Consider the following 19,395-nt stretch of genomic DNA (forward strand, 5'->3'; position numbering starts at 1 on the left):
GGTCCTCCAGCGCAGCATGGACCGCGTCGAGGCATACGTCGCTCGCGACCGGGGAGAGATGCGTCCAGATCGACAGCGCGTAGGCGACATCGAATTTCTGGTTGAATGGAAGACGCTTCGGCAGGCTGTCCGACAGCACGATATCGGCGCGAGGGTTGGAGCGTTGTGCGACCTGGATGATGCCCTTGTGAGGATCGCAGCCATGCAAATTGCGCAGCGGCACATCCTTCATGAAATATCTGAGCACGCTGCCCCAGCCGCAACCATAGTCCAGCACCGAACACTCTTCGAATGGCTTGTCCAGATGCAGCCTGAGCTTGTCGTGCATGAGCCGATAGGTTTCGATCACCGCAGCGCCGAGCTCCATCCCGGAACGACCGCTCCAGTTCTTCTGGGTGCCGGCGTCAGGCGGATCGGGAATCGTCGCCTTGATGGCGTCGAAGCCATCATACTCCTTCCAGAGCAGCACGTTCCAAAGATAGGGATCGTCGATCCACTTGAACGCTTCGTACGCAGGCTCTCCCCTTCCGCACGCGGCCTCCGTCCTCGCCAGCTCGTCCTTGTAGTATTCGTTCAGCCACAGGCTCCAATCCATCCGCACGTCTCCAGTTCTGTTTGTCGGTCCTTGCCGCGCCAGCGTCATCTGAATGTTTCCGAAACTGTCGGTGAATTCTCCGGCAACTTTAAGACGCATCATACGCGTGAGTTCCGGAACGCGGCGGAACCGCGCACGCGGCTCTTGCTGCAAGCCTTGCCTGCAAGCCTTGCGACCGCCTTCATCAAGTGTAACGCCGAAAAGTGACAACCTGACGTAGTTGATTGGTTCCGCCGGATACAGCAGCGACGGCATCGGCTGGACTTCAGCCCAGCAAAGTAAGGTTGACGTCAGGCTGGCGCGTTACGCTGCGCACGTGAACCGGGACCTGCGCTGCTTCCATTCTCGCCGATCCGGGTGGTGATAGTCACTACCGCGTTCGCCTATCTGATGCTCGCGTGAGGCGCTCCAGCCGTGCGGCCTCCAGGAATCGTATCGATGAAAGTCCGCGAGCTCATCCAAGCACTCCAGGCGCTCAAGGATCAGGACGCAACGGTCGTCATCGGAGAAGGCGCACAGCCGGAAACCTGGCTGATCGTGTCAGGCGTGGCCGGACGCCGGATTGCGCGCGTGAATGATGATCATGCGATCGCCGGGAGCGAACCGGCGATTGAAATCGTCTGAAAGAGGAGAGCTTGGCGCGCGATTGTTTTGGGGTCTCGAAGATGCGTGCCGCCGAGCCCGGACAGAGGGCGTCCAAAGCGTCGTGACGGCGCGCCGTGCGGCACGTCTCAAATTCTGGAACTTGGGCTAAGTGCTTGATAAGACTGGCGCGAGAGACGGGACTCGAACCCGCGGCCTCCGCCGTGACAGGGCGGCGCTCTAACCAACTGAGCTACTCCCGCGGATGCCGATCTTCGGATTGATCCGCGCAGGACCGAGGGCATAAAGGCCCGCATCCCGATAGTCAAGCGCGTTGCGGATCCCTGCACAGTGCAGGCGCTTTTGCGCCGTAGTAGCGAGTTGTAGCCTGTTTTCAGGCGAAACGGCGTAGTCAGCAAAGCCCCGAATCAAATAAGGCCTGATACGTCTGGGTTTCCTGTGGCCGGCCCGGTGCTGCCCGTTCCCGGGACCGGCGGTTTCAGGACTTTTCCGGGCGCATTTTTCCGACGCGAACGGCATGCCATTCGCGCGAACGCAAGCAATCCAGCCATTCAGCAACGAGGAGGGCCACACATGGCGAAGAAAGCAGCGACCCCGGCGACGATCACGCTGAAGCACCTGGCGGCGGCCATCGCCGAAGAGCAGGAGCTGTCCAAGAAGCAGGCCGAGGCGATCCTGACCGACATGGTTACCCGGATCACCAAGCACCTCAAGAAGGGCGAGCGCATCAGGATCGTCGGCCTCGGCATCCTCCAGGTCCGCAAGCGCGCCGCCCGCATGGGTCGCAACCCGGCGACCGGCGAGCAGATCCATATCAAGGCGAGCAAGAAGGTCGCCTTCCGCGCCGCCAAGGAGCTGAAGGAAGCCGTTTAAGGCTTTACTCTCCGTTGATATCAAAGCGCCATTCCGGCTCGTGACGCGGCCCCGGAGTGGCGCTTTTCTGTTATAGGATTGTCTCCAGTTCGCCTTGATCCGGTTTGCTTGCACGAACCAACTTCGCCAAGGCGCATTGTCCTCGTCCCTACCCCTGCGCGGTCTTCATGCTGGCACCGGTTCTCGACTTCAAGCACACCGTCACCGAGCGCTTTCTGCGCTATGTCGTGATCGACACCCAGTCCGACCCGGATTCGCCGACCTGCCCCTCCACCGAGAAGCAGAAGAATCTCGGCCGCCTGCTGGTCACCGAGCTTCTGGCGATGGGCATCGCCGACGCGCATCTCGATCAGCACGGCTATGTCTATGCAACGATCCCGGCCAACACCGACAAGACGGTGCCGGTGATCTGCTTCTGCTCGCACATGGACACCTCGCCCGACTGCACCGGCAAGAACGTCAAGCCGCAGGTCGTGAAGAACTATCGCGGCGGCGACATCGTGTTGCCCGCCGACGCCTCGCAGGTGATCCGCGCCGCCGAGCATGAAGCGCTGGCCGACCAGATCGGCAACGACATCATCACGACCGACGGCACCACCCTGCTCGGCGCCGACAACAAGGCCGGCCTCGCCGAGATCATGGATGCCGCGCATTTCCTGATGACCAATCCGCAGGTGAAGCACGGCACCATCAAGATCCTGTTCACGCCGGACGAGGAGATCGGCCGCGGCGTCGACAAGGTCGACATCAAGAAGCTCGGGGCCGATTTCGGCTACACCATGGACGGCGAGACCGCGGGCCATATCGAGGACGAGACCTTCTCCGCCGACGGAGCCAGCATCATCGTCGAAGGCGTCGCGACCCATCCGGGCTTCGCCAAGGGCAAGATGGAGCACGCGATCAAGATCGCGGCTGCGATCGTCGATCGCCTGCCGAAGGACACCTGCTCGCCCGAGACCACTGAAGGCAAGGAAGGCTTTCTGCATCCGGTCGCGATCTCGGGCGCGCTGGAGCACGCACGGATCGACTTCATCGTGCGCGATTTCACCGAAGCCGGCCTGAAGCAGAAGGAAGTGCTGCTCGAAGCGATCGCCAAGGATGTCATGAAGGGATATCCGCGCTCGACCTACCGCATGGAGGTCAAGCAGCAGTACCGCAACATGAAAGAGGTGATCGACCGCCACCCGCAGATCGTCGCTTACGCGATCGAGGCGATCGAGCGCGCGGGACTAACGCCGGTGAAGACCTCGATCCGCGGCGGCACCGACGGTTCGCGGCTGTCCTTCATGGGATTGCCCTGCCCGAACATCTTCGCCGGCGAGCACGCGTTCCATTCGCGGCTCGAATGGGTCAGCCGGCAGGACATGGAAAAGGCGGTGCAGACCATCGTGCATCTCGCGATGATCTGGGAAGAGCGGGCGTAGGCTCGTCGCAACTCTCTCCCCGTCATTGCGAGCGAACCGAAGTAATCTATATCTCGACGCGCGGATAGACGGATTGCTTCGTCGCTACGCTCCTCGCAATGACGGCACAACCAACTCGTTCTCCTAGGCCCGTGCGGTCACGATCCAGATCGCACCCGGCAGCAGCACGGAATCGCCCTTGACGAAGGGCGCCAGCGCTTCGCGCATCGACGCGGTCGCGGCGGCGCGCACGTCATCCGGATGGCCTTCCAGCGCACGGCTGGCCGGCCCGATCTCGAGCGCGCCCTGGATCGCCGCATCGATGCCGCGGCCGGTCGCGACATCGAGCTCGACCTTGCACGGCTCCATGGCAATGCCGGAGAAGCCGGCCTCGTCCAGGATCCGGTTCACCCGGGCTTCGGAGGCAAACGAAAACGGGCCGGGATCCTCGGGGCCGAGCTGCGGCAGTTTCGGCACGTGCTTGTAGACCGCCTGCAACGGCGCCATGAAGAACGGATTCTCGCGCGGCTCCTGCCAGCACGCGAAGGCAAGACGGCCGGCCGGCTTCACCGCCTTGCGCAGATTGGCAAAGGACACCGCCGGATCGGCAAAGAACATCACGCCGAAGCGCGAGGCCAACAAGTCAAAACTTTCGCGGGCGAACGGATACACCGTCGCATCGGCGAGCGTGAATTCGACCGGCAGTCCCTGCGGCGCGCTTTGCCGCGCCCGCGTCAGCATCGGCTCCGAGACGTCGACGCCAAGCACGTGGCCCGCGGGCGCGACCTTTGCCGCCAGCGCAAAACTCGAGGCGCCGCTGCCGCAGCCGACATCGACGACGCGTTCGCCGGCTTTCGGTGCTGCGCGATCGATCAGCAGGTCAAGCACCGGCTGCAGCACGATGTCTTGCGCGGCCTGTCTTGAGGCCCAGCGCTGACCGCCCGGCCCGTTCCAATATGCAATTTGATCGGCGTTCTGCGGGTGACCAGCGTTCATGCGCTCAAAACCTTGTTGAGAAGCCTTGTTGGGAAGCCTTGGCCGATGCTAGCAGCTCTCGCGCGTCGCAGCGCGCAACATCGGCGTGACCTGATAGGTGAACCCGGCATTAGCCTTGGTGACGGGATCGTTGGCGACGATCTCCTGCGGATCGGCATCATCGGACAGTTGCAGCACGCCCAATCCCCAGACGCCGGCGGGATCGGCGACCGGCCCGAAGATCAGCGCCTTGCCGGCCTGCAGCAATTCGCCGCAATAGGCGACGTGCGCCTGCATGATGGCGGCTTCCTGCGGCGTCATGTCTTGCGGGAAGGTCGGGCGCGGTCCGGTCAGTTTGCAGACGTAGTATTTCATCGACCTGGTCCGCGTTCGCTGATTACTTCGTCGCTGACTACTTGGCGGCTGCGTTCGTGGGCTTGGCCGGCTTCGCCTTCGCGGCGCTCCCCTTCGAGGCGGCCTGCCCCTCATTGGGGCGCGCAATGCCCCACGGGTCGGTCGGCTTCTGGTCCGGCACACCGCTCAGCGCGCGCTGGTAGGCGCGCTGCTGCCGCGCCTCGTTGGCCGCATCGGCAGGCGACTTCTCGACCTCTTCGCGATAGCGCTGAACATGGTCCGACTGCGCCAGTGCAGGTCCGCCAATCATGGTGAGGAGTAAAATCGCGGCAATTTTGCGCATGCATCAAGTTCCCGGGTTAGGCGGAGAGAATAGCATCGCAGCAAGGCCGGCATCAAACCTGCGCACGTGACTTTCGGCACCTTTCGCGCCATCGGCCAACGATTGACATTTGACCGGCCAGCGCGGAGCAAGCGCGGTCCCGGCCACCCCACATACTAGCCCACGGTCGGGATCGCGCCCTCTCCACGCGCTCACAGAGGGCCGCGCAATGGCCTTGCTACGTAGGGCTCTTCAACCAGAGGCCGCTTTGCAGCTCGTGAAACACCGCGCCACCATCATCCTGCGCGAGCATGTGCAAGCGGAAGCAGAACTGGTCGGAAGGGCCGCAGTTCTCACCGACGGGACTGCGGGAACCGTCGACGGCGTGTTTCTCGACGAGTCACACGGGTTGCGCATCTCGATCACGGGGCATATCGGGAAGTGGCCGATCTCGACAATCAGGATGCTTCAGCAATAGCGCTGGATCCTGCGGGCGTCCGTCATCGAGTAAGCGCCGAATGGTGGGCGGTGAGAGGATCGAACTCCCGACCAATGGTGTGTAAAACCAGTGCTCTACCGCTGAGCTAACCGCCCCTACCTGCGCGCCTCTTTAGCCTCGCCCACCCCCGAGGTGCAAGGCCGCAAAGCTTCAATCCCTTGGCCGTGCCGGCAATCCCCCGAGATCGTTGATCCAGGGCGCGGCGGAGCGGCACCAGACCTGGCGTCGCGGGGTCAATTCGCCGCGCTGGCGGATGCTGCCCCAACGAATGCCCCAATCGTCGGGACCTCCATCCTCGCCGCTGGTGAACAAGGGGGAACCGCAATCGCCGCAGAAATGCTGGATGCGGATCCGGCCGTTATCGCCGCGTTTGCCGTACACTTTCGGCGCACCATGGGTCAGCCGGACCTGCTCGACAGCGCAAATCACCGTGACGCGATAGGGCGAGCCGGTCAGCGCCTGGCAATCCGTGCAATGGCAGATCGACACCCGTTCGGGATCGATCTCGGCCTGATAGGTCACGGCCCCGCAATGGCATTGCCCGTCGATCTGCATCTGCGTTCTCCCAATTCGGCGTCGTGCAACAAGGCGGTCGCCGAGAGGTCGTTCCCCTCGATTGCAGCCCCGCGCCACCGTCCAGTGTCCTATCCGGACAACGCTGGTATCCCAATTCGGGATTGTTTGGGATACCAATTCGGGATACGCGCTGTAGGCCGCCCAAGGATAACGCCATGTCGCAGATGCTCCAGATCCACGACCAACTCCGGGAGATGATCCTCTCCCTTGATCTTGGCCCCGGCGAGCGGCTGACCGAACGCTGGCTCGAGAGCCGGTTCGAGGGATCGCGCACGCCGATCCGCGCCGCGCTGGTGCGGCTCGAGGGTGAAGAGCTGGTCCGCCGCGACGGCCGCAACTGGATCGTCGCACCGATTGACCTCGGTGAGCTGGAAGCGCTGGCGGAGTTCAGGATCCCGCTGGAGACGACCGCCGTCCGCCTCGCCTGCGCGCGCGCGAGCGAAGCCGACATCGCCGGCGTCGAAGAGATGCTGGATGCCTGCCAGTCCGGCGCGCCGCGCGAGGAATGGCATCGTGTCGGCACCGATTTCCATGTCGAGATCGCGCGGCTCTCCGGCAATCCCTTCATCGTCAAGGCGATCGCCGGCGCCATGACCCGGTTGTCACGAGCGCGCTGGCTCGAAGTGTGGACCGAACCCTCGCGCGAGCAGGCCTGGCGCGAGCACCGGCGCATCCTCGGCTTCATCAAGGCCAACGATCCGGAAGCCGCCGCGCGCGAGGCCGCCGATCACATCAAGGACACCCGCGATCGCCTGCTGCATTCGCTGAACGAGGACCGCCGCGGCCTGCGGGCGCGCGGCTTCGCCGTGATCGGATTGCGCTGACATGAACATCGAAATCGATCGCGAGGCCCTGCTCGACATAGGGCCCTGGAGACGCAACCTGATCGTCTGCGTGTTCGGCTCCTTCACGACCATTGTGGGAATGACGCTGCTGCTGCCGTTCCTGCCGCTCTATGTCGAGCAGCTCGGCGTGACTGATCATGCCGCCATCGTGCAATGGTCGGGCATCGCCTATGGTGCAACCTTCTTCAGCGCGGCGCTGACGGCGCCGCTGTGGGGACGGCTGGCGGATCGCTATGGCCGCAAGCTGATGCTGATCCGCGCGAGCCTCGGCATGGCGCTTGCCATGTCCCTGATCGGCATGGCGCACAATGTCTATGAGTTGGTCGGCCTGCGGCTCTTGACCGGCCTGCTGGGCGGCTACGCTTCGGGCTCGACGGTGCTGGTCGCCGCGCAGACGCCGAAGGCGCGCTCCGGCTGGGCGATCGGCGTTTTGTCGGCCGGAATCATGGCCGGCAGCCTGGTCGGTCCGTTGATCGGCGGCGTCCTGCCCGGCTTGATCGGCATCCGCGCGACCTTCTTCCTGATCGGCGGCGTCATCTTCATCACCTTCCTCGGCACGACCTTCCTGATCCGCGAGGAGGCACGTCCGAAGACGTCGAAAGGCAGCAAGACGCGTGGCGGCTGGTCGCTGGTTCCGGACAAGCGCCCTGTGATCGCGATGTGGGGCACCGGCCTGCTGCTGATGGTCGCCAACATGTCGATCGAGCCGATCATCACGGTTTACGTCGCGCAATTGGTCGAGGCGCCGCAGGTGACGTTCGTGGCCGGCCTCGTGATGTCGGCAGCGGCCTTTGGCAGCCTGCTGTCGTCGTCGCACCTCGGCAAGCTGGCCGACCGTATCGGCCATTGGCGGATCATCAACGTTTGCCTTGCGGCCTCGGCGCTGCTGCTGATCCCGCAGGCCTTCGTGGTCAGCGGCTGGCAACTCATCCTGCTCCGCTTCCTGATGGGGCTCGCGCTCGGCGGCCTGCTGCCCTGCATCGCCAGCGTGATCCGGCACAACGTGCCCGACGCAGTCACCGGCAGCATGCTCGGCTACTCGATCTCGGCGCAATATGCCGGCCAGGTGATCGGCCCGCTCGCCGGCGGATTCATCGGCGGCCATATCGGCATGCGCGCGGTGTTCCTCGGCACCAGCGTGTTCATGGCGTGTGGGGCGATCGGCAATTTCGTCGTCGAGAGAAAGAACCAGGATGCGGACTCATTGAGGCGCAGCGCGCTGGCTCCGTCGAAGACGACCTGAGACGGACATCAAAAACTGACCGGCTTCGATGGCAAACCGCACATGCGGAGTGAAGGGCTTCGGAACTGACCGGTCACGCATTGTGTGGGCGCCGGAGCCCGGCAGTTCGGCGCCCATATGACGGTTGGTTTGGTCGGACTACTTGTAGTAACCGACGCCGCATCCAAGGCCGGCGACCGCGGTCACGAAGCTCGCCTTCGGCACCCACGTCTTGTCAGCGCCGGCCTTGGGAGACATGTAGCTGACCTCATTGACCTGGCCCTCTTTTGCCGCGTCAAAGAGCTTTGGGCCATACACGTCGCCCGTGGGGTCCTTGAATGTCCTCGCATCCTTGCCGAGCAGCCCCTTAACGTTGGGATTGCCGACCGCGACGAGGAGTGCGTCGCTCAGATTGAAGCAGAACGGATAGAGGTCGCCGGCAAGGAAGCCGTTTTCGCCCTTGTTGATCTGGTCAAGCGTCTTGGCCTTATCGGCTTTGATGGCCGCAACCGTCTTCTCAAGCATGGCCTTGGCGTCGGCCGCAGTACCTTGCGCGAATGCCGTCGTCGAGAACAAGACAGCCATGACGCCTAACGCGCCAATCACGAGCTTACGAAACATGGAGATTCCTCCCTGCTCTTCGAACGATCGCAATTGTCCCGCACCGTGCGTAGGCCCGCAACGATCATATCCAAACATTGCCCCAATTGACCTGGTCTGCTCGTGCCCGCCGACGAACCGATGAGCAAAGGCGCGGTGGCCATTTCCGGATTTGGCCCATCGCGACATATTGCGCTGCCGCACGAACTCGGCCGCTACAGCGACAAAGCGGACATCGCGAGAACCGGAAATTGCAGTGGCTCGCGCCGCCGAAGGATTGAAGCAAGACGATCCGCGGGGCGTCCGTACCTCACTTGCGAACCACCAAAACAAAACGGCGCCCGAAGGCGCCGTTTCATGATTTCGGTTGGAGCTGGCTTCAGTGCGCCGTCAGGCCGCCGGACGCCTCATCCGAAGCGTCGGGCTTGACGTCGACCTTGCTGGTCTCCTCTTCCCAGACGATCGGCGCAGGCACACGGGTCAGCGCCTTGGCGACGACCTCATCCAGCCGCGAGACCGGAATGATCTCCATGCCGCCCTTGATCGCATCGGAAATCTCCGTGAGATCCTTGGCGTTGTCCTCCGGGATCAGCACCGTCTTGATGCCGCCGCGCGCGGCGGCCAGCAGCTTCTCCTTCAGACCGCCGATCGGCAGCACGCGACCGCGCAGCGTGATCTCGCCGGTCATCGCGACATCGTGGCGGACCGGAATGCCGGTCATGACCGAGATGATCGCGGTGGCCATCGCAACACCTGCGGACGGACCGTCCTTCGGGGTTGCGCCCTCCGGCACGTGAACGTGGATGTCGCGCCGGTCGAACATCGGCGGCTCGATGCCGTAGGTGATCGCACGCGAGCGGACGTAGGACGCCGCCGCCGAGATCGACTCCTTCATCACGTCGCGCAGGTTGCCCGTGACGGTCATCTTGCCCTTGCCGGGCATCATGACGCCTTCAATGGTCAACAGCTCGCCGCCGACATCAGTCCAGGCCAGACCGGTGACGATACCGACCTGATCCTCGTCGTCGATCTCGCCGAAGCGATACTTCGGAACGCCGAGGAACTCTTCGATGTTCGCCTCGGTGACCTTCACCGATTTCTTCTTGGAGATCATCAGCTCCTTCACCGCCTTGCGGGCGAGTGTAGAGAGCTCACGCTCCAGGTTACGCACGCCCGCTTCGCGGGTGTAGCGGCGGATCATCAAGAGCAAGGCCGCGTCGTCGATCGACCATTCCTTGGAGTCCAGGCCGTGCTTGGAGAGCGCGCTCGGGATCAGATGCTTGCGCGCGATCTCGACCTTCTCGTTCTCCGTGTAACCGGCGATCCGGATGATCTCCATGCGGTCCATCAGCGGGCCCGGAATATTCAGCGTATTCGCGGTCGTGATGAACATCACGTTGGACAGGTCGTAGTCGACTTCCAAATAGTGATCGTTGAAGGTCGAGTTCTGCTCGGGATCCAGGACCTCAAGCAGCGCCGACGACGGATCGCCACGGAAATCGGCACCCATCTTGTCGATCTCGTCCAGCAGGAACAGCGGATTCGAGGTCTTCGCCTTCCGCATCGACTGGATGATCTTGCCGGGCATCGAGCCGATATAGGTGCGGCGGTGACCGCGGATCTCGGCCTCGTCACGCACGCCGCCGAGCGACACGCGCACGAACTCGCGGCCGGTCGCCTTCGCGATCGACTTGCCGAGCGAGGTCTTGCCGACGCCGGGAGGTCCGACCAGGCACAGGATCGGTCCGGTCAGCTTGTTGGCGCGCGACTGCACCGCGAGATACTCGACGATACGGTCCTTGACCTTCTCGAGCCCGTAGTGATCGGAGTCCAGGACCGCCTGCGCGGCCTCGAGGTCCTTCTTGACCTTGGACTTCTTGCCCCACGGGATCGACAGCAGCCAATCCAGGTAGTTGCGCACGACGGTCGCTTCCGCGGACATCGGCGACATCTGGCGCAGCTTCTTCAGCTCGTGCTGTGCCTTCTCGCGCGCTTCCTTAGAGAGCTTGGTCTTGGAGATCTTCTCCTCCAGATCGGCCAGCTCGTCGCGACCTTCGTCGTCGCCGAGCTCCTTCTGGATCGCCTTCATCTGCTCGTTCAGGTAATACTCGCGCTGGGTCTTCTCCATCTGGCGCTTGACGCGCGAGCGGATGCGCTTCTCGACCTGCAACACCGAGATCTCGCTCTCCATCAGGCCCAGCACCTTCTCCAGGCGCTGCGTGACGGACAACGTCTCCAGGATCGCCTGCCGATCGGCAATCTTGACCGCAAGATGCGAAGCCACGGTGTCGCCGAGCTTGGCGAAATCGGTGATCGCCTGAACCACGCCGACGACTTCGGCGGAGATCTTCTTGTTCAGCTTCACATAGCTTTCGAAGTCGGACACGACCGACCGTGCCAGCGCCTCGGCCTCGACCGAGTTGGCGTCCGTGTCGGAGAGCGCGACCGCGGTCGCCTCGTAATACTCGCTGCGGTCGGAATACTTCTCGACGCGCGCGCGCTCGAGGCCCTCGACCAGCACCTTGACGGTGCCGTCGGGCAGCTTCAGGAGCTGCAGGACGCTGGCGAGCGTGCCGGTCTCGTAAATTGAATCGGGTGCCGGATCATCATCGGACGCGTTCTTCTGCGTCGCCAGCATGATCAGCGCGTCGTTCTTCATCACCTCTTCGAGCGCGCGGATCGATTTCTCGCGGCCGACGAAGAGAGGCACGATCATGTGCGGGAAGACGACGATGTCGCGGAGCGGCAGCACCGGATAGGAGTGGCTTTCGCCGTGGACGATCGTTGGCCGGGGTTTTGAGGTCGTCATGGCCTTATCCTTTTGTTTTGCCCCCTTGCTCGCAGTCCGCCTGCTTGCGCAACCGCCACAAGGTGCCTTGGTGATCCGGAAAAAGATTGCCGTCAGCAGCCGCCTATTCCGCATCGAAAAGCGACGAATCTCAACGCACGAGATCCCTCGCCGATAGCATTAGGTGGCTATCAGGCCGGGGGGTGTCAAGTCTGAGAAGTGCCGGGAAATTCAGGCTAAACAGGCATTTACTGCAATGCCATAACGGCGCTGTTATTGCGCCGCAACGGCCGCCGGATCGCCCGGCAGCCGTGCAATTTTTAGCGGTTCGAGACGCGTGCTGTTAGGCGCTCGCGCTGCTCTCGACGGCGCGGTCGGAACGATCCGCGTAGATGTAGAGCGGACGCGCCGTGCCCTCGACGACCTCGCGCGAGATCACGACTTCCTCGACGCCTTCCAGGCCCGGGAGGTCGAACATGGTCTCGAGCAGGATGCTCTCCAGGATCGACCGCAGGCCGCGCGCACCGGTCTTGCGCTCGATCGCCTTGCGGGCAACCGCGCCAAGCGCCTCGTCGGCGAAGGTCAGCTCGATGTTCTCCATCTCGAACAGCCGCTGGTACTGCTTCACCAGCGCGTTCTTCGGATCGGTCAGGATCTTCTTCAGCGAGGTCTCGTCGAGGTCCTCCAGCGTCGCAACGACGGGCAGACGGCCGACGAATTCCGGGATCAGGCCATACTTCAGCAGATCTTCCGGCTCGACGTGACGGAAGATCTCGCCGGTACGGCGATCCTCCGGCGCGAGCACCTGCGCCGCGAAACCGATCGAGGTCGAACGGCCGCGCGCCGAGATGATCTTCTCGAGGCCCGAGAACGCACCGCCGCAGATGAACAGGATGTTGGTGGTATCCACCTGCAGGAACTCCTGCTGCGGATGCTTGCGGCCGCCCTGCGGCGGGACCGAGGCCACCGTGCCTTCCATGATCTTCAGCAGTGCTTGCTGGACGCCCTCACCCGACACATCGCGGGTGATCGAGGGATTGTCCGACTTGCGGCTGATCTTGTCGATTTCGTCGATGTAGACGATGCCGCGCTGCGCCCGCTCGACATTGTAGTCCGCGGCCTGCAGCAGCTTCAGGATGATGTTCTCGACGTCCTCGCCGACATAGCCGGCTTCGGTCAACGTCGTCGCGTCAGCCATGGTGAAGGGCACGTCGAGGATGCGGGCCAGCGTCTGCGCGAGCAGCGTCTTGCCCGAACCGGTCGGACCGATCAGCAGGATGTTCGACTTCGCCAGTTCGACGTCGTTGTGCTTGGTCTGATGGTTAAGCCGCTTGTAGTGATTGTGAACGGCGACCGACAGCACCTTCTTGGCATGGCTCTGGCCGATCACGTAGTCGTCCAGGACCTTGCAGATTTCCTTCGGCGTCGGAATGCCGTCGCGCGACTTCACCAGCGAGGACTTGTTCTCCTCACGAATGATGTCCATGCAGAGTTCGACACACTCGTCGCAAATGAAGACAGTCGGTCCGGCAATCAGCTTGCGAACTTCATGCTGGCTCTTGCCGCAGAACGAGCAGTATAGCGTGTTCTTGGCGTCGCTCGTGCCGACCTTACTCATTCCTTATCTCCGTCCGCCGTTCGATCTTGTTTGCCAGATCGACCCAATCCGGCACAAAACCGGGGTCTTGGGTAGATAGAGCAAATTCCGTACCAAAAAAGACCCTACGCAATACTGACCGTGCCAATCACGGTTTATTCGAATCTCCGCGATCATAGCCGATGCATTACAGCCAACCATGCTGGCACCCGACTATCAAGAATTCGCTAATCGGATGCCCGGCTCAAGACCGTGACAATACCGTGATTTTCCACGATCGCACGTGGAATACGCGTCGAAATCCACGGAACGTTGCGGGATTACCACGCCGGCCAATGAGCACGAAAGCGGAACTTTCAGCCCGCGCATAGGCACTTGCGGGGTACTCCGCCCGTCCTGCTTTTGCCGATTATGTGAGGCGCCAATGTGGAGATCACACCGGCGCCCCGGGAGGCCTGTCGGGATCAGGCAGCCTTTGCGGCCGACGGATCTTCCGGACGCTTGTCGATGACCTTGTCGACGAGACCGAACGCCTTGGCGTCCTCGGCGGTGAGGAACTTGTCGCGCTCGAGCGCGTCCTCGATCGCCTTGTAGGTCTGGCCGGTGTGCTTCACGTAGATCTCGTTGAGGCGCTTCTTGAGATTCAGGATCTCCTGCGCGTGCAGCATGATGTCGGTGGCCTGGCCCTGGAAGCCGCCGGAGGGCTGGTGCACCATGATGCGGGAGTTCGGCAGCGTGAAGCGCATGTCCTTCTCGCCGGCCGCAAGCAGCAGCGAGCCCATCGAGGCCGCCTGCCCGGTGCACAGCGTCGACACCGGCGGACGGATGAACTGCATCGTGTCGTAGATCGCAAGGCCCGACGTCACCACGCCACCCGGCGAGTTGATGTACATCGAGATTTCCTTCTTCGGATTCTCGGCCTCGAGGAACAGGAGCTGCGCGACGATCAAGGTCGACATGCCGTCTTCCACCGGACCGGTGACGAAGATGATGCGCTCTTTCAAAAGGCGCGAGAAAATGTCGTAGGCGCGTTCGCCGCGATTGGTCTGTTCGACGACCATCGGCACGAGGTTCATGTAGGTTTCAACGGGATCGCGCATGAAAGAACCCAGGGGTTAGGGGTGATGCAGAACTTTGCCCAGAACTAGCTTCGTCCAAGACTACCGGCTCGAGGCTGGTTGGCTCAAGGCTTAAACCAGATATGGGCCAATTTCCGCCCGACAAGGCCGCCACTAGCCAATTGGGCAGGTCGCAGACGTTCAAGCCGATTCGCGGCGGCACGCCTAGCGAGGGGATCCTCGCCGGGCGCGCTTTCGCGGTTCATCATTAACGCGAGGTGCCGGAATTAGGCGGCAGTCTTCTCGGCGTCTTCATCCTTGAACAGCTCGTCCTTGGTGACCTTCTTCTCGGTCACATTGGCGAGCTCCAGGACGAAGTCGACGACCTTGTCCTCGTAGATCGGGGCGCGGAGCTGGGCCAGCGCCTGCGCGTTGCTGCGGTAGTAATCCCAGACTTCCTTCTCGCGGCCGGGCATCTGGCGCGCGCGCTCGATCACCGCGCGCGAGACCTCGTCGTCGGTCACGGTGATCTTGTTCTTCTCGCCGATCTCCGACAGCACGAGCCCGAGGCGGACGCGGCGGTCGGCGATCTTCTGGTACTCTTCCTTGGCCGCATCCTCGGTGGTGTTCTCGTCGGCGAAGGTCTTGCCGGTCGAGTCCATCTCGGCCTTGATCGAGTTCCACATCAGGTTGAACTCTTCGGCGACAAGCGACGGCGGCGCCTCGAATTTGTGGCTCTCGTCGAGACGATCGAGCAGCGCTCGCTTGACCTTCTGGCGGGTCGCACCGGCGAATTCGGCGGTCAGGCGCTCGCGCGCGGCTTCCTTCAGCTTGTCGAGCGACTCGAGGCCGAGCGTCTTGGCGAACTCGTCGTCGATCGTGGCCTCACCGGGCGCCTCGATCAGCGTCGCGGTGGTCTCGAACTCGGCCGGCTGGCCGGCAAGCTTGTCGTTGAGGTAGTTCTTCGGGAACGAGACCTTCAGCGTGCGGGTCTCGCCCGAGCCGATGCCGATCAGCTGCTCCTCGAAGCCCGGGATGAACTGGCCGGCGCCGATCACGACCTGGATGCCCTCGCCGGTGCCGCCCTCGAAGGCTTCACCGTTGATGGTGCCCTTGAAGCTGATGGTGACGCGGTCGCCCTTCTCCGCCTTGGTGCCCTCGGCCTTGGCGTTGTACGGACGGCTGCCTTCGGCGATGCGCTTGATGGCGTCGTCGACGTCGGCGTCGGAGACTTCGACCACCGGCTTCTCGACCGAGAACGACTTGAAATCGGCGAGCTGGATCGGCGGCACGACCTCGATCGCGACCGTGTAGGTCAGGTCGGTCTTGCCCGACAGCAATTCATCGACCTGGTCCTTCTCGGTCGGCATCGTGATCTTCGGCTCGCCGGCAAGGCGGAAGCCGCGATCTTCGAACAGCTGCCGGTTGGTGTCGCTGATGGTCTGGTCGATGGTCTCGGCCATGACCGAGCGGCCGTAGATCTTCTTCAGATGCGCCACTGGCACCTTGCCGGGACGGAAGCCATTGAGACGGACCTTGTCCTTGAGGTCGACCAGCTTGGCGTCCGCCTTGGCATCGAGATCGGATGCCGGAACGCTGATCTTGAATTCGTGCTTCAGTCCCTCGTTGAGGGTCTCGGTGACCTGCATGGTATCAATCTTCTTCCGCTTTTGCCGCGGCCCGAGCGGCCGTGGCAGTGTTCAATCTGTTCGACGGTAAGCCTTGCGGCCTGACGTCTGTGGGTTCGGCGAACCCTCGTCCCCTGCGGGCCCAAGGTTCTCCAAGAATTCGTCATGCAAACGCTGTAAGCGCTTGGTGCGGGCGGAGGGACTCGAACCCCCACGACTTTCGTCACTGGAACCTAAATCCAGCGCGTCTACCAGTTCCGCCACGCCCGCGCGAAAAGCATCCCAGTTCGGCCGCGATGCCGCGGGCGGCCGGGCTTATAACATGCGCCCACCGGTTCGCAGCAAAAAAATGGCCGCTGGAGAGCCCGCCTGCGACTGATCGCGACTGGACAGGTACACTTGAAAATGGTCCGCATCGGCCGGATGGCAAGCCCCGTAGCAAGTCCCGAATTTAGGCTCAGCCGGCGCGACCTGATGGCCGCCCTCGGCGCCGCGGCGCTTTGCCCCGCTTGGCCGGCCACGGTCTCGGCCCAGGGACGGACGGCGGTCGCGCTCCAGGCCAGAATCGATCGCATCGTGCTTCGCCCTGACGGGCCGGACACGCCCGTCTGGTCGCTCGGCAGCGGCGACCTCCGCTTCAGGCGCGGCGAGGTCCTCGACGTCACGTTTGGCAACGAGCTGCCGGTCGCCGCCGCGCTCGATTGCCGCGGGCTTGATGGCAACCCGGCCGCGGAGCCGTTGGCCTCCCGCGCGCCGCTTGCCACCGGGGCCAAGGATACTTTCCAGCTCCCGCTCCGGCATGCCGGTACCTTCCTGTGCGAGCCGCTGCTCGGCGATGGCGATACGGTGCCGGCCCGCCCGCGCCCGCTGATCGTCACCGGCACCTCGCCGATCGCGGTCGATCGCGACGAGGTGTTGCTGATCGAGGAGTGGCGCCTGCTGCCGGACGGAACCGCGATTCCGCCAGGGAACGATCCCAAGGAATCGACGCTATTTCATACAATTAACGGCAAGACTTCATACGAAGTCTCGGCACCGGCCAATGCCCGGCTCAGACTCCGCTTTATCAACGGGAGCCAGCGCAGTGTGCTGGCGGTCAAGCTGGAGAACCTCGACGTTAGGGTGATGGCGATCGACGGCCAGCCAGCCGAACCGTTCCCGGCCCGCAACGGTGCGCTGGTGCTGGCGCCCGGAAGCCGAACCGATGTCTTTGTCGATCCGGTCGGTCCGGCCGGAACCAGCTTCGCGATCCTGCTGCACGACGGCAAGCAGGCTCGCCCGGTCGGCAAGCTCATCGTCTCGAACGAACCGCCGATCCGCCCCGCGCCATTCCCGCCCGCGCCGCCGCTCCCGGGCAACGACATGCCCGCCCAGCTCGATCTCAGGAGCGCCGCCAGATTCGAGCTGGCGCTGGGCACGCCGACCGAGTGGTTCCGCACGGCGGATTTCAAGCCGTCGGCCGCCCCCACCTTTCAGGCCAAGGCCGGCCGGCCGGTCGTGCTGACCCTGACCAATCGCGGCGCTATCGCCAGCGTCTTTCATCTGCACGGCCATCACTTCCGTCTGCTCGACAAGCTCGATGACGGCTGGAAGCCGTTCTGGCTTGACACGCTCGCCGTCGAACCGGGGCAGACCCAGCGCATCGCCTTCCTCGCCGAATATCCGGGCCGCTATTTGATCGAGCAGGTCGCGACCGATTGGGCCGCACCGCGGCTCGTCCGATGGTACAGTGTCCAATAACAAGAAGAGGAAGCACTCCGGGAAGCGCGCAGGGAACATCCATGAGCCAGACAGTTGCAGCGATCCGCGGAGTCAAGGCGCGAGGGGTCGTCGTGCCGCTCAAGCGCATGGTGAGGACCGCCTTCGGCGTGATCGATTCCGGTCCGCTGGTCCTGATCGATGTCGAGACCGATCAAGGCGTTACCGGCCGCACCTACATCTTCGCCTACAGCAAGCTCACACTTCACCCGCTTTGTTATCTGATCGAGGAGATCGGTCGCGAACTGGCCGGCAGGCCGGTCGCGCCGTTCGATCTGCTCGCGGTGACGCCGACCGCGCACTGGCTCGAATTCCTCGATTTCGCCGGCGCGATCCTGGCAAGGCCTGCCGAGATCGTCGAGGGCTCCGTGACCGCGCGCGGTCCCGGGCTCGGCATCGAATGGAACGAGCCGGCGGTGGCGAAGTATCTCGTGAGCTAGCGCGAGGACGAAATGGACGTAGAGCCCGAAGGTCCTGCCAGTCTCCCCTCGCGTTTCGACCATCTCGTTCTACGAGCCCTGGTGTTGCCGAAGCTCGTCCTGGCCTGCCTGATCGGCGCATGCTTCACCGGACCAGCGTTCGGCAAGGATGGCGACGACGACAGCGGCGCCACGAAAGCGATAGGCGCGACGCCGAATATCTATCTCGACTTGCGAACCAGCTACGCAACGGTGCCGGCCGGCGCTTTACCGATCGGCTTCGGCAGCTCGGCTCTCTCCACCGCGCTGCAATCGCTGGCGCTCGCGAACAGCACCACGCTTCCGACGAGCGTATCCCTGCCCTCCCGGCAATCCGTCGCCGTCGATCTTCCGATGACCGTGGATGTCACCGACAAGGTCTCGCTCTACGCCGGGGTTTCCGGCACGACGACCTACGCCCAGACACAGGGTTGGTCGTCCTTCCATATCACCAGCTGGAACGTCGGGTTCCAGGCAGACGTCTACAGCCAGAATGGCGGTTCAATTCCGACCATCACCTGGCAATCCACAATCACCCAGTCGATCCCCAACGGGCCGACCGGGACGACGACATTCAACAACATTGTCGAGCTCGGCTACGCCTTCGACAAAGACGAAACGCGCGGGGTGTTGGCCGGTATCCAGGACACCCGCGTCGAAGTGGCGACCGCGCTCGCCCGGATTCACCCCAATATCATCGGCTATGTCGGCGGCTATTATCAGTGGCCCAGCAACTGGAAATTCACCGGCCGCGTCGGAGTGCAGCATTTCGGCGGCGCACAGCTCCTGAACTTCACGCCGGTTCCGTCCTTCACCGAGCCCGTCGTCCGGCTTGATCTCGACCGGATGGACGACAATGACAATCGGCTGTTCGGGGTCACGGCGCAGATCATGTGGGTGCCGAAGCCGTCCTATCAGCTGACATTGAGAACGCCGCTCTATTTCGTGCGCAATTGATCGAGCAGTTCCAGCCGATAGGCCGCGTGTGACCAGCGCGGCGTTTCTTGTTTTCTGCAGAATGTGTCTGAGCTTGCTACAGGCGAACAGCGCAATGGATTGCCGCTTGCCGGACGCATAGCTGCGGCGCTCCTCAATCGATCGTGTGAAGCGAGACGTGAGGACCGGAGGCGAACCTTCGTGCCATCCGCCCCGCCTCCAGGTCCCGGCCCTAGGTGGTGTGGACTCTAAGGATTCCCTTTTGAGAGCAAATCAGATTCAAGGCTTCTTTTGGGAGGCAGTCT

At 63.1% G+C, this 19,395-nt stretch carries 19 protein-coding genes and 3 tRNA genes; 9 read left to right on the plus strand and 13 right to left on the minus strand.

Annotation, left to right across the window (positions count from 1 at the left end; translation table 11 throughout):
- Nucleotides 1-850 (minus strand): methyltransferase domain-containing protein (locus tag QMZ05_RS35345; RefSeq protein WP_353704956.1); only part of this gene is annotated, 850 nt, incomplete at its 3' end.
- Nucleotides 851-1,033: 183 nt separating this feature from the next.
- On the opposite strand from QMZ05_RS35345, the gene QMZ05_RS35350 reads away from it, so the two are divergent.
- Nucleotides 1,034-1,219, plus strand: a complete 186-nt coding sequence (locus QMZ05_RS35350; protein ID WP_353704957.1) for a hypothetical protein — start codon at nucleotides 1,034-1,036, stop codon at nucleotides 1,217-1,219.
- A gap of 144 nt (nucleotides 1,220-1,363) precedes the next feature.
- Here QMZ05_RS35350 and QMZ05_RS35355 read toward each other — a convergent pair.
- A tRNA-Asp gene (locus tag QMZ05_RS35355) sits at nucleotides 1,364-1,440 on the minus strand.
- Nucleotides 1,441-1,747: 307 nt separating this feature from the next.
- On the opposite strand from QMZ05_RS35355, the gene QMZ05_RS35360 reads away from it, so the two are divergent.
- Together QMZ05_RS35360 and pepT are read left to right on the plus strand one after the other, a co-directional pair.
- Nucleotides 1,748-2,071: an HU family DNA-binding protein gene (locus tag QMZ05_RS35360; RefSeq protein WP_224924859.1), complete on the plus strand. Its 324-nt coding sequence runs from the start codon at nucleotides 1,748-1,750 to the stop codon at nucleotides 2,069-2,071.
- A gap of 167 nt (nucleotides 2,072-2,238) precedes the next feature.
- Nucleotides 2,239-3,495, plus strand: coding sequence for a peptidase T (gene pepT, locus QMZ05_RS35365; protein WP_353704958.1), 1,257 nt, complete (start codon nucleotides 2,239-2,241; stop codon nucleotides 3,493-3,495).
- 123 nt (nucleotides 3,496-3,618) lie between these two features.
- On the opposite strand, the gene QMZ05_RS35370 is transcribed toward pepT, so the two are convergent.
- Genes QMZ05_RS35370 through QMZ05_RS35380 form a run of 3 tightly spaced genes read right to left on the minus strand, consistent with a single transcriptional unit; the run spans nucleotide 3,619 to nucleotide 5,146 of the window.
- Nucleotides 3,619-4,470 carry a methyltransferase domain-containing protein gene (locus tag QMZ05_RS35370; RefSeq protein ID WP_353704959.1) on the minus strand — a complete coding sequence of 284 codons (852 nt, stop codon included), beginning with the start codon at nucleotides 4,468-4,470 and terminating at the stop codon, nucleotides 3,619-3,621.
- A 48-nt stretch (nucleotides 4,471-4,518) separates the two neighbouring features.
- Nucleotides 4,519-4,824 (minus strand): YciI family protein, encoded by a 306-nt coding sequence (locus tag QMZ05_RS35375; RefSeq protein ID WP_050425261.1) that lies wholly within the window; start codon nucleotides 4,822-4,824, stop codon nucleotides 4,519-4,521.
- A gap of 37 nt (nucleotides 4,825-4,861) precedes the next feature.
- The gene (locus QMZ05_RS35380; protein ID WP_353704960.1) at nucleotides 4,862-5,146 is read right to left on the minus strand and encodes a hypothetical protein; all 285 of its coding nucleotides are present in this window, start codon (nucleotides 5,144-5,146) and stop codon (nucleotides 4,862-4,864) included.
- 247 nt (nucleotides 5,147-5,393) lie between these two features.
- Here QMZ05_RS35380 and QMZ05_RS35385 point away from each other — a divergent pair, with 247 nt between their 5' ends.
- Complete coding sequence (locus QMZ05_RS35385; RefSeq protein ID WP_353704961.1) at nucleotides 5,394-5,603, plus strand: PRC-barrel domain containing protein; 210 nt, start codon at nucleotides 5,394-5,396, stop codon at nucleotides 5,601-5,603.
- Between the two features lie 41 nt (nucleotides 5,604-5,644).
- Here QMZ05_RS35385 and QMZ05_RS35390 read toward each other — a convergent pair.
- Together QMZ05_RS35390 and QMZ05_RS35395 are read right to left on the minus strand one after the other, a co-directional pair.
- Nucleotides 5,645-5,719 (minus strand) — tRNA-Val (locus QMZ05_RS35390).
- A gap of 55 nt (nucleotides 5,720-5,774) precedes the next feature.
- Nucleotides 5,775-6,179, minus strand: coding sequence for a GFA family protein (locus QMZ05_RS35395; protein ID WP_353704962.1), 405 nt, complete (start codon nucleotides 6,177-6,179; stop codon nucleotides 5,775-5,777).
- Between the two features lie 176 nt (nucleotides 6,180-6,355).
- On the opposite strand from QMZ05_RS35395, the gene QMZ05_RS35400 reads away from it, so the two are divergent.
- Nucleotides 6,356-7,024, plus strand: coding sequence for a GntR family transcriptional regulator (locus QMZ05_RS35400; protein ID WP_353704963.1), 669 nt, complete (start codon nucleotides 6,356-6,358; stop codon nucleotides 7,022-7,024).
- A 1-nt stretch (nucleotide 7,025) separates the two neighbouring features.
- Nucleotides 7,026-8,288 (plus strand): MFS transporter, encoded by a 1,263-nt coding sequence (locus QMZ05_RS35405; RefSeq protein WP_353704964.1) that lies wholly within the window; start codon nucleotides 7,026-7,028, stop codon nucleotides 8,286-8,288.
- A gap of 138 nt (nucleotides 8,289-8,426) precedes the next feature.
- Here the strand turns inward: QMZ05_RS35405 and QMZ05_RS35410 are convergent, their stop codons facing one another.
- The 6 genes from QMZ05_RS35410 to QMZ05_RS35435 form a co-directional block, all read right to left on the minus strand.
- The gene (locus QMZ05_RS35410) at nucleotides 8,427-8,888 is read right to left on the minus strand and encodes a cache domain-containing protein (RefSeq protein ID WP_353704965.1); all 462 of its coding nucleotides are present in this window, start codon (nucleotides 8,886-8,888) and stop codon (nucleotides 8,427-8,429) included.
- Between the two features lie 358 nt (nucleotides 8,889-9,246).
- A complete protein-coding gene (lon, locus tag QMZ05_RS35415; protein ID WP_353704966.1) occupies nucleotides 9,247-11,676 on the minus strand; it encodes an endopeptidase La in 2,430 nt (809 codons plus the stop codon).
- Between the two features lie 322 nt (nucleotides 11,677-11,998).
- Nucleotides 11,999-13,273, minus strand: coding sequence for an ATP-dependent Clp protease ATP-binding subunit ClpX (clpX, locus tag QMZ05_RS35420; protein ID WP_018271869.1), 1,275 nt, complete (start codon nucleotides 13,271-13,273; stop codon nucleotides 11,999-12,001).
- Between the two features lie 443 nt (nucleotides 13,274-13,716).
- A complete protein-coding gene (locus tag QMZ05_RS35425) occupies nucleotides 13,717-14,352 on the minus strand; it encodes an ATP-dependent Clp protease proteolytic subunit (protein ID WP_021079148.1) in 636 nt (211 codons plus the stop codon).
- A 245-nt stretch (nucleotides 14,353-14,597) separates the two neighbouring features.
- Nucleotides 14,598-15,959, minus strand: coding sequence for a trigger factor (gene tig / locus QMZ05_RS35430; protein WP_074127198.1), 1,362 nt, complete (start codon nucleotides 15,957-15,959; stop codon nucleotides 14,598-14,600).
- A 164-nt stretch (nucleotides 15,960-16,123) separates the two neighbouring features.
- Nucleotides 16,124-16,208, minus strand: a tRNA-Leu gene (locus tag QMZ05_RS35435).
- A 204-nt stretch (nucleotides 16,209-16,412) separates the two neighbouring features.
- Between QMZ05_RS35435 and QMZ05_RS35440 the strand changes: the two genes are divergently transcribed.
- From QMZ05_RS35440 to QMZ05_RS35450, 3 genes are all read left to right on the plus strand, one after another.
- Nucleotides 16,413-17,678 (plus strand): multicopper oxidase domain-containing protein, encoded by a 1,266-nt coding sequence (locus tag QMZ05_RS35440; protein WP_353704967.1) that lies wholly within the window; start codon nucleotides 16,413-16,415, stop codon nucleotides 17,676-17,678.
- A 41-nt stretch (nucleotides 17,679-17,719) separates the two neighbouring features.
- Nucleotides 17,720-18,136, plus strand: a complete 417-nt coding sequence (locus tag QMZ05_RS35445) for a hypothetical protein (protein ID WP_353704968.1) — start codon at nucleotides 17,720-17,722, stop codon at nucleotides 18,134-18,136.
- An 84-nt stretch (nucleotides 18,137-18,220) separates the two neighbouring features.
- Complete coding sequence (locus QMZ05_RS35450; RefSeq protein ID WP_353704969.1) at nucleotides 18,221-19,111, plus strand: hypothetical protein; 891 nt, start codon at nucleotides 18,221-18,223, stop codon at nucleotides 19,109-19,111.
- Nucleotides 19,112-19,395 lie beyond the last annotated feature (284 nt).

It is taken from the genome of Bradyrhizobium sp. INPA03-11B (assembly GCF_040446015.1).
Taxonomy (GTDB): Bacteria; Pseudomonadota; Alphaproteobacteria; order Rhizobiales; family Xanthobacteraceae; genus Bradyrhizobium; species Bradyrhizobium macuxiense_A.